This window comes from Streptomyces sp. NPDC051105 (assembly GCF_040682795.1).
Lineage (GTDB): Bacteria > Actinomycetota > Actinomycetes > Streptomycetales > Streptomycetaceae > Streptomyces.
This window is the reverse complement of the sequence record NZ_JBFBBR010000002.1, coordinates 730832-745171: the sequence shown is the minus strand read 5'-3', so window position 1 is coordinate 745171 and position 14340 is coordinate 730832. Positions and strand designations below refer to the sequence as shown.

Annotated in this window: 12 protein-coding genes and 1 riboswitch; of the genes, 4 read left to right on the top strand and 8 right to left on the bottom strand. The window is 73.0% G+C overall.

Features of this window, described 5'->3' with window-relative positions:
* Positions 1-19: 19 nt before the first annotated feature.
* Together AB0N16_RS07285 and AB0N16_RS07280 are read right to left on the bottom strand one after the other, a co-directional pair.
* Positions 20-256 (bottom strand): DUF397 domain-containing protein, encoded by a 237-nt coding sequence (locus AB0N16_RS07285; RefSeq protein WP_365793949.1) that lies wholly within the window; start codon positions 254-256, stop codon positions 20-22.
* 1 nt (position 257) lies between these two features.
* Complete coding sequence (locus AB0N16_RS07280) at positions 258-1133, bottom strand: helix-turn-helix transcriptional regulator (RefSeq protein ID WP_365793947.1); 876 nt, start codon at positions 1131-1133, stop codon at positions 258-260.
* Positions 1134-1463: 330 nt separating this feature from the next.
* On the opposite strand from AB0N16_RS07280, the gene AB0N16_RS07275 reads away from it, so the two are divergent.
* Both AB0N16_RS07275 and AB0N16_RS07270 read left to right on the top strand, forming a co-directional pair.
* Entirely contained in the window at positions 1464-2072 is a 609-nt protein-coding gene (locus AB0N16_RS07275) for an ATP-binding protein (RefSeq protein WP_365793945.1), read from the top strand.
* A 294-nt stretch (positions 2073-2366) separates the two neighbouring features.
* Positions 2367-3098 (top strand): DUF6454 family protein, encoded by a 732-nt coding sequence (locus tag AB0N16_RS07270; RefSeq protein WP_365793943.1) that lies wholly within the window; start codon positions 2367-2369, stop codon positions 3096-3098.
* A gap of 43 nt (positions 3099-3141) precedes the next feature.
* On the opposite strand, the gene AB0N16_RS07265 is transcribed toward AB0N16_RS07270, so the two are convergent.
* The 4 genes from AB0N16_RS07265 to AB0N16_RS07250 all read right to left on the bottom strand — a co-directional run bounded on the left by AB0N16_RS07265 (position 3142) and on the right by AB0N16_RS07250 (position 7539).
* Positions 3142-3393, bottom strand: coding sequence for a hypothetical protein (locus AB0N16_RS07265; RefSeq protein ID WP_365793941.1), 252 nt, complete (start codon positions 3391-3393; stop codon positions 3142-3144).
* 21 nt (positions 3394-3414) lie between these two features.
* Positions 3415-5562: a hypothetical protein gene (locus AB0N16_RS07260; protein WP_365793939.1), complete on the bottom strand. Its 2148-nt coding sequence runs from the start codon at positions 5560-5562 to the stop codon at positions 3415-3417.
* A gap of 149 nt (positions 5563-5711) precedes the next feature.
* Complete coding sequence (locus AB0N16_RS07255) at positions 5712-6170, bottom strand: NAD(P)H-dependent oxidoreductase (protein ID WP_365793937.1); 459 nt, start codon at positions 6168-6170, stop codon at positions 5712-5714.
* A gap of 52 nt (positions 6171-6222) precedes the next feature.
* A complete protein-coding gene (locus tag AB0N16_RS07250; RefSeq protein ID WP_365793935.1) occupies positions 6223-7539 on the bottom strand; it encodes a lipase family protein in 1317 nt (438 codons plus the stop codon).
* 253 nt (positions 7540-7792) lie between these two features.
* On the opposite strand from AB0N16_RS07250, the gene AB0N16_RS07245 reads away from it, so the two are divergent.
* Positions 7793-8434, top strand: coding sequence for a lipoprotein (locus AB0N16_RS07245; RefSeq protein WP_365793933.1), 642 nt, complete (start codon positions 7793-7795; stop codon positions 8432-8434).
* Positions 8435-8508: 74 nt separating this feature from the next.
* Here the strand turns inward: AB0N16_RS07245 and AB0N16_RS07240 are convergent, their stop codons facing one another.
* The gene (locus tag AB0N16_RS07240; protein ID WP_365794069.1) at positions 8509-10461 is read right to left on the bottom strand and encodes a DUF1996 domain-containing protein; all 1953 of its coding nucleotides are present in this window, start codon (positions 10459-10461) and stop codon (positions 8509-8511) included.
* A 408-nt stretch (positions 10462-10869) separates the two neighbouring features.
* A riboswitch (cyclic di-AMP (ydaO/yuaA leader) is annotated at positions 10870-11044 on the top strand.
* Between the two features lie 8 nt (positions 11045-11052).
* Between AB0N16_RS07240 and AB0N16_RS07235 the strand changes: the two genes are divergently transcribed.
* On the top strand, positions 11053-13218 hold the full coding sequence (locus tag AB0N16_RS07235; RefSeq protein ID WP_365793931.1) for an NlpC/P60 family protein: 2166 nt from the start codon (positions 11053-11055) through the stop codon (positions 13216-13218).
* A gap of 20 nt (positions 13219-13238) precedes the next feature.
* Here the strand turns inward: AB0N16_RS07235 and AB0N16_RS07230 are convergent, their stop codons facing one another.
* Positions 13239-14300, bottom strand: a complete 1062-nt coding sequence (locus AB0N16_RS07230) for an NAD-dependent epimerase/dehydratase family protein (RefSeq protein WP_365793929.1) — start codon at positions 14298-14300, stop codon at positions 13239-13241.
* Positions 14301-14340: the final 40 nt, after the last annotated feature.

Below are 14340 nucleotides of genomic sequence, written 5' to 3'. Positions count from 1 at the left end.
GAAGTTCCGGGAAGACGGCTCACATCAGGAAGTCGGCGTCACCCGCCTTCACACCGGACAGGAAAGTGGTCATCTCGCGTGGGGTGAAGACCAGCGCCGGGCCGTCCGGGTCGGTCGACTGGCGTACCGCCACCCGCCCGTCGGCGAGCTTCTTCACTTCCACGCAGGCGCCGCCGGCATCGTCGCTCCACGGCTTGGACCAGCCGCGCGCGCCGAGTTGCCGGGACGGAATGCCGTTGTGTATCTGGTGGTGCACGTCACAGCTCCTTGCGAATCGCACCGAGGAACACCTCGGTCTTTCTGGCGGGCGCCGCCTGGGCGCCCAACCGGTCCAGGGCCTCGCGATAAACCACGACATCCTCGCCCTTGTCCAGGTAGACGGCGCCCACCAGGCCGTTGAGATAGACGATGTCGGGCAGTTCGGGAGCCCGGAACCGGAAGAGGTGGTACGCACCCGCGCGCATCGCCGGGTGCGGGCCGTTGGCGAACGGCATGATCTGCAAGGTGACGTTGGGCAGCCGGTTGATCTCGATGAGATGGTCGATCTGCGCGCGCATCACCCCGGCGCCACCGACCGGCCAGCGCAGCACCGTCTCGTCCATCACGACCCAGAGCCTGGGCGGCGCCCGGCGGGTGAGCAGTTCCTGGCGGCGCATACGCAGCGCCACCCGGCGCTCGGTGGCCTCGGCCGGCGCGTGCGGATTTCCGGCGCCCAGCAGGGCGGCGGCGTACTCCCGGGTCTGCAACAGGCCGTGCACGAACTCGTTCTCGTAGGCTCGGATCTGCAACGCGGCCTGCTCCAGGCTCAGATACGCGGCGAACCAGTCCGGCATCACATCGCGGTAGGTGTGCCACCAGCCGCGCTTGTTGGCCTCGCGCACCGACTGCAGGAAGGTGTCGACCTCCTGGCGGTCCGTCACGCCGTAGATCTGCAGCAGCTTCTCGGCGTCGGCCAGCCGGAGCCGGGCCACCTTGGCGGCCTCCATCCGGCGGATCGTGGAGTGGCTGACGCCGATCGCGGTGCCGGCCTGCTCGTAGGTCAGGCCCGCCCGGGTCCGCATCTCCTCCAGCTGCCGGCCGAGGATCATGCGCAGGACGGAAGGGGCACCGCCCCAGTCGGTCTCCGAGGTCACGCCCTACCCCCTCGCACCAGGTGTCAGGGTCACCGTCTCACGCGCTCGTGATCGGCTCACGGACTCATTCGATCACTTCTTGCCGGGAGCAGCATGCACTTCACTTCTTGCAATTTTCAACTTGCCGGTTGCGAGGCGATGTTGGCAGATGCCAGAGTGGACCTACTGCTCCGGCTGACCAAGGAGCAGGCGAAGCAGTCCAGTTGGGGGAGACTGAGCTGCGATCCGGTGTCGTCCAGGCACGGGTCGTCGTCTGCCCCCCGCGCGGCCCGGGGCGGACGCGACCGCTCAGCCCCCCACGCTGCGAAGCCGGACGAAAGGCGCACGGCGATGGCCCCGCCCTCTCTCCCCCAGCCGCTCGACCGACTGCCCGAGGACCGGATACCCGGCCTGCCCCGACCGGCCCTCGCGGCCGGCGCCGAGGGCCCGCACCGCCCGTCGGACGCGACGGGCATCCCCCGACCACCCGGAGGCGAACGCCTCGGTCGACTCCCTGGGCCGCAAGGCCTCGACCGGTTCGCCTCCGGGGACCGACCCGTCCCGCACAGCCTGGCGTTCGACCTGGCTCCGACGCCCCGGGCGGTGGGCAACGCCCGCCGCAGCGTGGGCGAGTTGCTGGCCTCGTGGGGCGTGTGCGAGGAGGCCTGCGACAACGCGGTCCTGGTGACCTCCGAACTGGTCACCAACTCCATCGTCCACTCGGCCGGCCGGCGGATCATATGCCGGGTGCACGCCGTCCCCGACCGGATCCGTATCGAGGTCGAGGACCAGAGCGGGAGCTTCGTGCTCCCGGCACCCCGGCAGGCCAGACCCGACGAGCAGAACGGGCGCGGACTGTTCCTGGTCGACGCGCTCAGCCTCGACTGGGGCGTCACGGTCGCGCCGGAGGGATCCTCCGCCCGCGTCGTCTGGGCCGAGCTGTCGACGGCACCCGACTGACCTCCTCTCTTTCTCTCCCCCCATCTCAGGAAGCACGTCCTCTCATGAACCATCCCCCCACGCCCGTCCTCGCCGGCGACCCGTCCTGGACCCGCACCCGTCCCAAGCCCGGTCCGGAACAACCCCACACCGTCCCCGCCGGCTGACCCCGCCCCCTGTCCCGCCCCGCGGCCCGGGCCTCCTGCGAGGCCCGGGCCGTCGTGTGTCCACGGCGGGTGCCCGGCACGGGATGCGGCCGTCGCCGTCGCGCCGCATGATCGGGGGAAGGGGCCCGCGGCGGAAGGCGGCACCTCGATGAAACCGACGGTCGACGAGGCCATAGCCCGCGTGGCCAGGGCAGCCGAGTGGGTCCTCGTGGACATGGTTCCGCTGGACTTCGCCTGCCACCAGCCGCAGGGCATGGACCGGGCCGACGGCAGCTTCTTCGTGAGCAGCGCCGAGATCCTGCGGCCGGCCGAGGCCACCACGGGCCCGCACGGGACGTCGTACACTCCGGGCACGGGCCGTGGGCACCTCTTCGAGATGAGCCGGCGGGGGCGGCTGCTGCGGCACTGGGAGCTCGGCGAGGACACGGTCTACCACGCGGGCGGTCTCACCCACGACGGGCAGTTCGTGTGGGTCACGGTGGCCGAGGACCGGCCCGACTCGCGGTCCATCGTGTACCGCCTGGACCCGGCCACCGGCGAGGTGGAGGAGATGTTCCGCTACCCGGACCACCTCCGCGACATCGCCCGTGACCCCGAGACCGGTCTGCTGCACGCGGCGACCTGGGGCGGCCGGCGGGTCCTGGTGCTGTCCACGGACGGCGAACCCGTCGGCGGAGCCCCCGTGCCGAGCCGCCATGTCGACGTCCAGGACTGCGCGGCGGTGACCGCCCACTCCCCCGCCGGGCGCGCGGTCACCGTCAGAGCCGTGGACTTCGAGATCGCCGACACCGACCGGCTCCGGCTGTACGCGCTGCCCGACGACTCCTCGGCACCGGGCGAGACGTGCCTGCTGGTCCTGGAGGCGGCGCTGCGCGGCTGACGACCGGTGGCCCGCGGCACGCCCGCGTCCGGCCGGCCGCCGGTCAGTTCGTCGCGTGGGTCAGCAAGGCCGTGGCCGCGAAGCGCAGTTGGGCTGCCGCGGCCGCGCAGGCCGTCGCCTGCCGCTCCAGGGTGGTCCCGCTCCACTCCGGTGCCTCGGCGCGGCCGGCCAGGGTGACGGCGACGCCGCGCAGCCGTTGCGCGTAGCCGTCCATCCGGTCGGCGTCGACTCTCAGGTCGTCGACGTACGCGAGGAGTTCGGGGGCGGCGGTGGCGGGACGGGGTTCGGTCACCATGGGGCGCACCTGTTCTCGGGCTCAGCGCGGCAGCGGCGCGCCGGCGCTTCTGTGGGCCACGAATCGTGGGCTGGTCAGCACGAACCCGGGCCGGACGGTGTCGAGTTCGAGGATCTGGAGGTGGCGGGCGAGCGGCCCGTGCCCGCCGTCGAGCCGCAGCCGTACCCGGGGACGGGCGTGGACGCGCGGTCGGCCGTCGGCCCGGACCAGGGTGCGTACGGTGCTGTCGCCCCGGCGGCCGTAGAGCACCCAGTCCGCCTCCGGACAGCGCACACCGGGGCCGGGACCGACCTCGACGCTCAGGCCCAGCTCCGCTGCCTCGACCCGGAGCGCGCGTCCTTGCAGGGCGACCTCGGCGGCTCCCTGCACGGCCGGCTGGGCCCAGACCTCCTCGGCCACCGTCCGCGCCTCCTCGGTGCCGACGGCGAGCGAGACGACGTACCGCCCGGTGCGGCGCAGGTCGACGCGGCGCAGCAGGTCCCTGGCGAGGCCGTACGCGTTCGGCCGCCACAGGTCGTCGACCAGGACGGACAGGCCGAGTTCGGTGTAGGGGCCGATGGTGGTGCAGCGGTGCTCGTAGAGGGAGAGCACGGCCAGGGCGCGGCGGCCGAAGCGGGCGGGGACCATCGAGGTGACGTCCGGCAGCAGGCTGCGGGCGACGCCGGTGTCGACGGGGTAGCACAGGTGGGCGACGGAGGAGTCGTAGTAGCGGACCGGCACGTCGACCAGGCCCGCCGAGGTGGGGACGCTGGTGGTGGGGACGGTCAGCAGGGGGTAGCCCTCGGGCGGGCGGGCGCGGTCCTCGAACCGGTAGACGCGGGTGCGTTCCACCGGGCCCCGGTAGGGGGTGAGGGCCTGGTCGACGTCCTGGGTGACCTGAGGGATCACCGTCTCCAGGTGGTCCATGTAGACGCGGAGCAGGTGGCAGTGCGGGAACTCGTGGTCGGGGCCGGTGTAGTCCGCCCGGTACCCGTGGGGGTGCGGGTCGAAGGAGGAGTCCGCGTCGCGGCCGTCGAGGGCAGGGACGATGTCGTGGTGGTTGGTGATGCCGGCGACCCAGGTGCGCGGGTCGGCGGGCCTCCTGCCGCCGATCGGGGAGCCGACGGTGACCACGTGGGTGACCCGGTAGGCACGGCAGAACTCCTCGTCCTGGGCGAGGTTCAGCAGCGCGATCCCGCCCTCGCCGTGCCCGACGAGCGCGAGGTCGGCGCCGCGCGGGACGCCGTGGTCCCGGATCGCCAGCAGGATCGAGCGGGTGTAGGGCGAGTCGGTCATGAACAGGTTGCGCCAGGCGTCGGCGAAGTCCTGCGGGGAGTCGTCGCGGGGGCGGCCGGTGGCCGTGCCGGGTGCCTGGACGACGTACCGGAGCACACCGTCGGGGCCGCGCACCTCCTGGACGAGGACGCGGCCCCCGACGTCGAGAACATCCAGGTTGCGCAGGAAGGCGAGGAGGGAGCCCTCGGTGGCGATGCCCTGGGTCTCCCGGGCGGACGGTTCGACGGCCTGGACGGTGCCTTCGTCCCGGTCCGCGGCGGAGGGGTGGGCGGCGCTGATACCCCGCACCGGGTCGGCGGTCAGCTCACGGCCGGCGGCGAGCGCCCAGGCCGTCTCGTCGTTGACCGGGTCTTCGCCCAACAGGCCGCGGATGGCAAGCAGTTCGGCAAGGATAGGGGCCAGGCCGGACAGCGCCCGCTGGGCGTCCCGGTCCTTGAAGAGGGACCGCAGCGCGCGGACGGCCTCCAGGTCCCGGTCGGCGGTGACCGCGGCCGTCAGCCGGCGCATGCCCGGGTCGCGCCCGAACTCGGGGTGGTCGAGCAGGACGGCGGCGATCCTCAGCCGCAGGGAGGTGACCGCCACCAGCGCGGCCAGGCTCTCCCGGCCCAGCGCCTCCCCCGCCGCGCCGAGCAGCCGGCCCATGCCGTCCGGTGCCACGATCGCCGAACCGCCGAGCCCCTGCCTGTTGGTGAGCGCCCGCAGCAGCGCCCAGCGGGCGGCGCAGCCGGTGCGCGGGCGGCGGCGCGCGGACGCCGTCAGCGCGGGGGCGAACAGGACGGAGCTGGTCCGTGCGCACACCTCGCGGATGCCCTCGGCGACGTCCACGACGTCACGGGCGCACTCCCGCAGCAGTTCCTCCGTGGGCGGCCCGGAGGCATGCCGATGCGCTGCCATCCGACGCTCCCTCGGATCGACGACATGGCCTGGTCCCATCGTGTGCCCTGGACCCGGCGCGCGCACCTTCGTCCGTGCGGGTGACGGAGGGCGCCGCGCAGAGCACGTCAGGTGCCCTGGACCGCGCGCACCTTCGTCCCTGCGGCACGTCAGGCGTCGTCGGCGAGGCCGGCGGCGACGGTCGCGCCGAGTTCCCAGCACGCCTCGATGTCGGCCTTGCCGGGCTCGCCCGTCACGGTGACCGGCTGGGCCGCCCGGCGCCAGCCGAGGCCGGTGGTGATGGAGTCGAGGGCGCGCAGGGCCCCGGTGACGTCGTTGCCGCCGTGCACGTAGGCGCCGAAGGGGCGGCCCTGTGTCTCGTCCAGGCACGGGTAGTAGATCTGGTCGAAGAAGTGTTTGAGGGCGCCGGAGACATAACCGAGGTTGGCCGGGGTCCCGAGGAGGTAGCCGTCGGCCGCCAGCACGTCGGAGGCCGTGGCGGACAGCGCCGCCCGCCGCACGACCCGGACGCCCTCGATCTCCGGGGTTGTCGCCCCGGAGACCACGGCCTCGAACATGGCCTGGCAGTGCGGCGAGGGGGTGTGGTGGACGATCAGCAAGGTAGGCACACCGGCACCCTGCCGTGCGCGGCCCGCCGACGGCAAACGGCGGGGCCGCCGGTCAGGGCTGTACGGGCATGGTCCAGCAGTTGGAGACGGCCGGCAGGCCGGACAGCCGGGCCGTGAGCCAGGCGATGGCGTCGCCCTGGTCGGTCAGCAGGGGCCCGAAGTGGTTCAGCAGGGCGCGGCCCGCGTCCGGCAGCATGACCGGCACATAGGTGACGTCCGCGCCTTCGTCGCACCAGTCGACGGCGAGCCGCCGGGCCTGGGCGTGCGGGACGAGGTCGTCGCTGACGCCGGTCGCCAGCCGGACCGGGCTCGCCGGTGCCGTCCTGCCGATGCGCTGGTCGTCCAGGAAGGCCTGGAGGACGGCCTCCTCGCCGATGATGTCGGAGATGGAGCTGCCGTCGGTGGTCCAGGCCGTGCTCTGCTGGGAGCCGTAGGCGAGGAGCGCGTCGCCGACGCACATCGTCGACAGGTCGGCGAGGGCGGCCCGGCCCGCGGCGCCGAGGTGGGCGTCGACGATCGGCTTCAGCGCCGGGTCGGACTGGACGAAACCGTTCACCGCCCAGCCGAGGGCACCGGACAGGTCCGTGCCGTCGATGGCCGCGGTGACGGCGGCGAGGTCTGCGGGCGGCGCCCCCGCGTAGGTGCCGGAGAGGGTGACGTCAGGGGCGTAGTCGGGCTGGAGTTCGGCGGCCGCCGCGGTCGCGCCGCCGCCCTGGCTGTAGCCGAACAGGCCCACCCGCGAGGCGCCGGTGACCGAGGCGCCGGGCACGCTTCGGGCGGCGCGTACGGCGTCCAGGACCGCGTGGGCGCCGTCCAGCCGGTTGACGTAGGTGTGCAGCCGGTCGGTCGCGCCGAGCCCGACGTAGTCGGTGACGACGACCGCGACGCCCTCGGCGAGCAGCCGGTAGATCGACAGGTCCTCGTAACCGACGGACACCGTCTGCCCATTGAGGACCAGCGGGTGTTCCAGGCCGAGGGAGGCGGCGCACTGGTCACCCTGGCCCATGGTGCCGGGCGCCAGGGCGACCAGCGGGCGGGCACCGGGGCCGAGCCACGGCAGTGTCGGTTCGATGTAGGCGCCGGTGACCGCGACGGAGCCGCCCGCCGAGTCGGTGGACTTGTACATCAGCCGGGTCGCGCTGCCGGGCAGCGGACCCGGCAGGCTCGGCAGGCTCAGGGCCAGCGGGAGGGGCTCGGTGCGGATGAGGGTGCCGTCGGCCGTGGGGAGGCCGGCGGGCGGATCGTAGAAGGCGGGGATGGTGACGCCCCGGGAGACCTCCGCTTGAGAGGCCGTGGCCTGCACCGTCTGGACACAGAGGCAGGCGGCAGCGGCGAGGGCGGTGGCCAGCAGGCGGACGCGAACGGGCATGGGGTACCTCCTTGACGTGCGGGACGTGGGAGGTGGTGCGAGGAGCACGGAGCGGCGTCCCCGGTGCGGCCCAGGGGACGGGTGCGGCTTCCTCGACGGTAGCGAGCAGACCGTTACCCGCGGTAGCAGTCGTGAGGTTACGGTTCAGTAATGTGACAACCCGTCAACAGAAGCTCCTCGGACGGGCACCGTGCGGCTTTGTCGGAGCCCTCGATTACAGTGACCCGCCGGGACGCCGATGGGGAGGCAACGGGTGGGGACCCTGGGGAGAAGAGCCGTACCGCTCGCGCTGCTCGCGGGGCTGCTGACGGGGTGCGGGGTGTCGGCGCGAGCGACCGATGTCACGGTCTCGGGGCAGGCGTCCAGCGGGGCGGCCCAGAGCGGGGGCACGGTCGGCGCCGCCGGTTCGGCCTGTGCGCTTCCGGTCACGTTCGACATCGCCCGCGGCTGGCAGGCGGAGGCCGTCGACGGACCGGCCGCGGTCGCCTCGAACGGCACGGACGGCGACCTGGCGGAGAGCCTGCTGCGTCAGGGCCCGGTGACCCTGGTCTGCGAGATCGACGCCAAGCCCGCCGGGGCCATCGGCTTTCTGCGGGTGTCGACCGCAAAGCCGGGCAGCGGTGACGCCGGCGCGGTGCTGCGGGCCTTCGTGGCCGCCGAGGACGGCACCAGCGAGGCGAAGTACCGGGCCTTCACGTCCGGCGGACTCGCCGGGATGCGGGTCGACTACGTCTACACGAGCAAGCTGCTGGACGAGAGCAAGACGGAGTCCGCACTGGCCGTGGTCACACCCCGCGGACCCGTCGTACTGCACCTGGGCGGGCTCGACAGCGCGGAGCACGACGAGATGCTCCCCGCGTTCGAGCTCGCCCAGCGGACGCTGCGAACCGCCTGACCCCGGCAGAAGGGGTCAGGCGGAGTCGCGTCGACTCCCTCGGGCCGCGGCCGGGCGGAGTCGCGTCGGATGCGTCAGGCCGAGTTCCTCCATCGGGTACGCCACAGCAGCACGAACCCGGCGGCCAGCAGCACTCCGCCGAAGAGAGCCGGCCACAGGTGGGCGCCGGTCTCGGCGAGATCACCCTGGACGGCCTGCGGCTCGGTCTGGGGTGCGGTGGACGGCGCCTGCTGGCCCGCCGGAGCGGCACCGGCCGCGGTCGCCGTACCGGTCGCCGTGTCGGCCGGGGCCTGGGTCTCGGGCCGCTCGGTCGGCCGGCTGATGACACCGCCCCCCGTGCCCGACGACTTCTTGGGCGAAGCGCTCGTGTAGACCTGCGGCAGACCGGTGTCGCCGGAGGCGGTCTTCGTGGCGGACGGCTCGGCCGGGGGCTCAGAGGGCTCGGCGCTCTCGGTCTCGGCCGGCGGGTCGGCCGGGGCCGCCGTGTCGCTCGGCTCGGTGACCGGGCTCGCCGGGTCGGACGGCGGGTTCTCCGGGCTCGCCGACTCGGACGGGTCGGGGTCGGCGCTCTGCGACGGCGGCTGCTCGTCGGCCCCGGCCCCGCAGGTGCGGCCGGAGTTGATGCAGTCGACCATCTTCCGCATCAGGCTCTCGTCGAAGACGTTGATGAAGTCGCCGTGGTCGGTGACCGGCTTGTGCAGCTGCTCGGGGAACGAGTCCACCGCGAACAGCGGGACCGTACGGCCGCCGTCCTGGAGGCTCGGCGGGTCGACGTCGTAGACGATGCGCTGCACCAGTTGCGGGATCGCCTGGAAACCGGCCTGGCAGCTGCCGTCGGCCGCGGCGAACGCCACATGCGTGCGGTGGTTGGCGCTGTCGATGTTCCGGCCGTCCCAGCAGCTCTGGAACTTGAACGTGCGTACGACGTCACTGCCCGAAGGACAGAGCGGGTACTTGTCCTTGAGCTGCCGGTCCTCGAAACCGGTGCAGCTCCACGAGGCGTTGGCGTTGGCCGGGCCGTTGACGAAGGCCTTGGCGTCACCGGTGATGATGCGCAGCAGCCGCGGCATCTCGGTGACCTTGGAGGTCGGGTTGCCCTCGAAGGTCAGCGTGACCTCCTTCGCCGTCACGATCTGCCCGGCGTTGCCCTCGGTGCCGCCGCCCGGCTTGTCGGCGTCCCGCTCCTGCTTGCCGTTCTGCAGCCGCAGCACGGGCCAGTAGTACGTGGACTTGTCGCCCTGGTCCGCACAGCTCGTGTCGGCGTTCGCGAGGTCGTCGTCGCTGGCGAAGGCGTTGTTGGACTGGTTACCGATGTAGTCGTGGAAGTGGTGGGCGCCGTTGGAGACACCGGGCGCGACGATCACGTTGTCCGAGTTGAACAGGCCGTTCGCGTTGACACCGCAACTGGAGGCGAAGGTGCCGGTGGAGCCGCCGGGCTGCTCGGCCGGGGTCGTGACATTGGGCTGGACGCTGGTGATGTCGGCGTAGTCAGCGGCGACGGGGCCGTTGCCGCCCTGGCCGCCGACGCCGGCACCGGCACTGGCACTGGCACTGGCACTGGCACTGGCACTCTGGCTCGGCGTGGCGCTGTCCTGCGGCGCCGTCGACTGCCCGGCGCCCTGGTCGGAGGAGCGCAGGGTGCAGGCGGCGAGGTCGTCGAGACCCTGGGGGCGGTCGCCCTCGCGGTCGAGGGCGTCGGCGATGCGCTGGAGGGATTCGGACCGCTTCTCCTTCAGCGGATCCAGGATCGTCCGGTCGGCGAGGCCAGGGTTCTGCTCGATCTCCGCGGCCGACTCCTTGAGCTGCTGGTAGGCGGCCGCGATCTGCTGGTCCAGCTGCGCGAGTTCACCGTCGACGTCGGCCCGGGCCGCGTCGGGCACGTCCGTCAGCCGGCTGCCGACGTCGGGACAGTAGACGGTGGGCGCGGACAGCACCTGGGCGGTGGCGGCCTGCCCGGACTGGTCCGAACCGCCTTCGGTGGCCGAGGCGTAGACGTTCACCCCGACCAGTACTCCGCCGCCGAGCATCAGGGCGACCGCTGCGAAGGTCGCGCGTTGTGCACCGGTCGGGCGTCTGCGCCTGTTGGGTCTCAAGGTCGTTCCCCTGCGTGTCGTGGTCGGCCGGACATGGAAATCCCCCGCCCTATACGCGGCAGGGCGCCACCGTGTTCAACAGTCCCGGAAATTCACGGTGACCTCACAGAAAGCGGGCCCCTCAGGCAACCGACGGCACTGCTCCGACGGCCGCACGACGGCCGCACGACGAGGATCGGGGTGCTGGCGAAATGCCGTCACGTATGGCCGGATCTCGAACGCTACGACGAACATCACAATTACGTATCGGACATTACGCACTTCAACCTTCACACGAGTGACACAAGTTGGCTAAGTTGACGTCCAAGCCGTTCGGCTCCCCCCGGCGAATCCCGTCGGGCCGCGCGGCCTCCGCCTAATCCGGTGCCCAACGGGGCGTTCCGGAGCCGGGGACCCAACCGAACCACTGGGGTGAATCGGTCAACTGCCCTCAGGGGCAAGGGCCGTAGGGCATGCCTTCCGGATCGACCCGCCCGAACCCGACAGCTAACTCGGTAGGCGGAGCACGGAAGGAGCACGACCCCCATGGCGCCCGAGAGCCGTGACGAGGTTCGACAGCGGATCGACAGCCTCTACGACCAGGCCGAGAACGCCACCGGGAACTTCAACGCCACACGTGCGATGAACGGGGGCTCGCGCTCCCGCGGTGTCCCGCTGTTCAAGCGGCCCCGGCGTGACGACCCGGGCCTCGACAACATCGCCCGGGAGTGGTTCGACGGCGCGCGATCGCGACTGGGGCCGAGCGTCCCGGCGGCACTGCCCTCCGACCGGCAGCCCGCCCGGCCCGGCCCGCGACGACCCGTCAGCGCCATGGCCGCCGACCTGCTGGGCCAGTTGGAGGGCTCCGGCCCGTCCCGGCCGGAGCTGCCCGCGGGGTCGTCCGCCAACAGCGACGTCGAGGTCGTCCGGGAGCTGCCGGAGCGTCCGAAGCTGGAACTGACGGCCGGGTCCCCCGCGGCGCTGCCCCCGGGACCGTCGAGCGCGCCCAAGGCGCCGGCCCCCGCCGCGCCGCAGCGTGCCACCCCGGGCACGTCCAAGACCAAGAGTCAGCTGAAGATCGCCAAGGCGCGCGAGATGCTGTCGCAGCGCACCGGGCAGCGCGCGATCGCGGCGCTCGAACCGGCCGCGCCCGCCCCGGCCCCCGCCGCTCAGAGCCCTTGGCCCACGCCCGAGGCCCAGGTCCCGGCGCAGCAGTGGCCTGCCCCCGCCGGCATGCCCGGCCAGTACGGCGACACCGGCTCCTTCGGGACCGACGCCCTGACCGGTACGGGCGCCTTCCCCGCGATGACCGTGACGGACACGGGTGCCATCCCGGTGGTGCCCGCGACGGACACCGGCTCCTTCCGGGTCATGACCCCGGGCGCCGCCCAGCCCATGTCCCCGGCGGACACGGGTGGCTTCCGCATCATGACCCCGGGCGCCACAAGCACCTTCCCGGCCGTGACCGCCATGGACGCGGGTGCCACGCCGCCCGCGAGTCCGGGCGACACCGGTTCCTTCCGGGTCATGACCCCGGGCGCCACAAGCACCTTCCCGGCCGTGACCGCCATGGACGCGGGTGCCACGCCGCCCGCGAGTCCCGGCGACACCGGTTCCTTCCGGGTCATGACCCCGGGCGCCACCGGCACGTTCCCGATGCCGGACGACACCGGCGCCTTCCCGACCGCGGCCCCCACGAACACGGGCGCCTTCCCGACCGCGGCCCCTTCCGACACCGGCGCCTTCCCGACCGCCGCACCCGCCGTGTTCGCCGCGCCCCTGCCGGGCCCGATGGACACCGGTTCCTTCCCGGGTTCGGCGCCGGCCGCCACCGCCGCCTACGTCAGCGCACCGCCGGCCGCCGCGGAGACCGGCTATCCCGCCGCCGGGTACGGCATGTCCGCCCCCGCCGCCATGCCGTCGGCCGACTTCGGCACCGGCGCCTTCCCCGGCGCGCCCGCCGCCGGCATGGGCGCCTACGCCACCGGAACGCAGCCCGCGGCGGCCGCCTACGCCACCGCCCCGGCGATGCCCGCGTCCCAGGCGCCGACGCCCACGGCGGTGATACCCACGGCGGTGACGGACCCTCCGTGGGCGATGATGGCGTCCCCCGCCGCGATGACCGCGCCCCCGATGGCGATGGCCACCGCAGCCCCGGTCGCCCCGGACCCGCTCCCCACCGCCGCCCCTGTCCCGGCCGCGCCCCCGGTGGTCACCGTCCCCGTCCCGACCGCGCCCCCCGTGGTCACCGCCCCGCTCCCCACCGCGCCTCCGGCCGCCGCCGCGGCCACCTTCGCGCCCGGCACCTTCACCGACACCGGTTCCTTGCTCAGGCCCGGTGTCGCGGCCGAGCCCGGCAAGGCCATGAAGGCGCTGGCGTTCGCCCGGGCGCAGATCGGGCGGCCCTGTGTCTGGGGGGCGACCGGTCCGGAGTCGTACGACTGCTCCAGCCTCACCCAGGCCGCCTGGCGCGCCGCCGGTGTGTCGCTGCCGCGCAGCGCGCCGGACCAGACCTTCGCCGGCACCCCGGTGACGCTGGCCGCCATCGAGCCGGGTGACCTGGTCTTCTTCTTCGACAACGACAGCCACGTCGGGGTCTACGCGGGCAACGGCATGATGGTCCACGCGCCGAGCCCGGGGGCGTCCATCCGCGAGGAGTCGATCTACAACGCCGGGGAGTCGGCGATCCACCGGGTGGTCCGCCCGGCCTGACACCCCCCCCCCCGCCGGGGTCAGACCCTCCTCCGCCGCCGCTTGCGCCAGCTCTCGTGGTGGTCCAGGAGGGTCTCCTCGACGGGCCGGTAGGTGAGGCCCAGTTCATGGACGCTCCGGCTGTTGTCGACGCGGAAGCGGATGCCGAGGTGCTTGCGTATGTAGTCCTGGGTGAGGCCGAAGGACGGGCCGAGGATCCGTACCGGCCAGTGCGGGAGCGCGGTGCGCGGCAGCCGCGGATCCCAGGGACGGCGGGTGCGGATGATCCTGGACATCTCGTGGAAGGACGTCATCGTCTCGTTGGCCACGATGTAACGGCCGTTGGCCGCCGGGTTCTCCGCCGCCGCGATGTGCGCGTCGGCCACGTCGCGGACGTCCGCGGTGGTGAAGCTGAAGTCCGGGGCGCCGTAGCAGAAGTAGCCCTTGAACAGCTCGTCCAGCAGGAACAGGCTGCCGGACTCGGAGGCGGGCGTGAGCGAAGGGCCCAGAATCAGGCCGGGGTTGACGGCGACCATGCGCCAGCGGTCCTGGGCGGCCTCGGCGTCCCAGGCGGCTCGTTCGGCGACCGTCTTGGCGTAGTGGTAGGGGTTGCCGGCCACCGTGCTGGTGGTGTTGAAGTACTTCTCCGTCAGGATCTCGCCGGCCATCTCGCGGACGTCGGAGTAGTCGCCGAAGATCGCGCCCACGGTCGAGGTGAAGACCAGGGTCGCCACGTCCGGGGTACGGTCCACGCTCGCCAGCACGTTGCGGGTGCCGAGCAACGCCGGGTCCACGACGTCCCGTTGACCGTCCTTGATCCGCTCCGGCATCAGGAACGGCGAGGCCACGTGGAAGACGGTCGCACAGCCGCGGAACGCCTCGTCGAAGGAGCCGTCCTTGAGCAGGTCGGCCTCGAACAGGGTGAGCCGGCCGGGGAACGCCTCCTGCAGTTCCCACAGCGGCCGGACCTTGGCCGCGGCGGAGACGCGCCGGACGGTCGCGTGGACCCGGTAGCCGCGCTCCAGCAGCCTGCGTACCAGATGGCTGCCGACGAATCCGCTGCCGCCGGTGACCGCGACGGTCCTCTCCCCGCGTGCGTCCACGCCCTCACCCCTCGCCCTTTGGCCACCGCGCCTCGGTGCG

Excerpts from the sequence above, each read along its gene's own strand:
- AB0N16_RS07275 (WP_365793945.1), top strand. The coding sequence starts at position 1,464 with ATGGCCCCGCCCTCTCTCCCCCAGCCGCTCGACCGACTGCCCGAGGAC.
- AB0N16_RS07270 (WP_365793943.1), top strand. The coding sequence starts at position 2,367 with ATGAAACCGACGGTCGACGAGGCCATAGCCCGCGTGGCCAGGGCAGCC.
- AB0N16_RS07265 (WP_365793941.1), bottom strand. The coding sequence starts at position 3,393 with ATGGTGACCGAACCCCGTCCCGCCACCGCCGCCCCCGAACTCCTCGCG.
- AB0N16_RS07260 (WP_365793939.1), bottom strand. The coding sequence starts at position 5,562 with ATGGCAGCGCATCGGCATGCCTCCGGGCCGCCCACGGAGGAACTGCTG.
- AB0N16_RS07250 (WP_365793935.1), bottom strand. The coding sequence starts at position 7,539 with ATGCCCGTTCGCGTCCGCCTGCTGGCCACCGCCCTCGCCGCTGCCGCC.
- AB0N16_RS07240 (WP_365794069.1), bottom strand. The coding sequence starts at position 10,461 with ATGCTCGGCGGCGGAGTACTGGTCGGGGTGAACGTCTACGCCTCGGCC.
- AB0N16_RS07235 (WP_365793931.1), top strand. The coding sequence starts at position 11,053 with ATGGCGCCCGAGAGCCGTGACGAGGTTCGACAGCGGATCGACAGCCTC.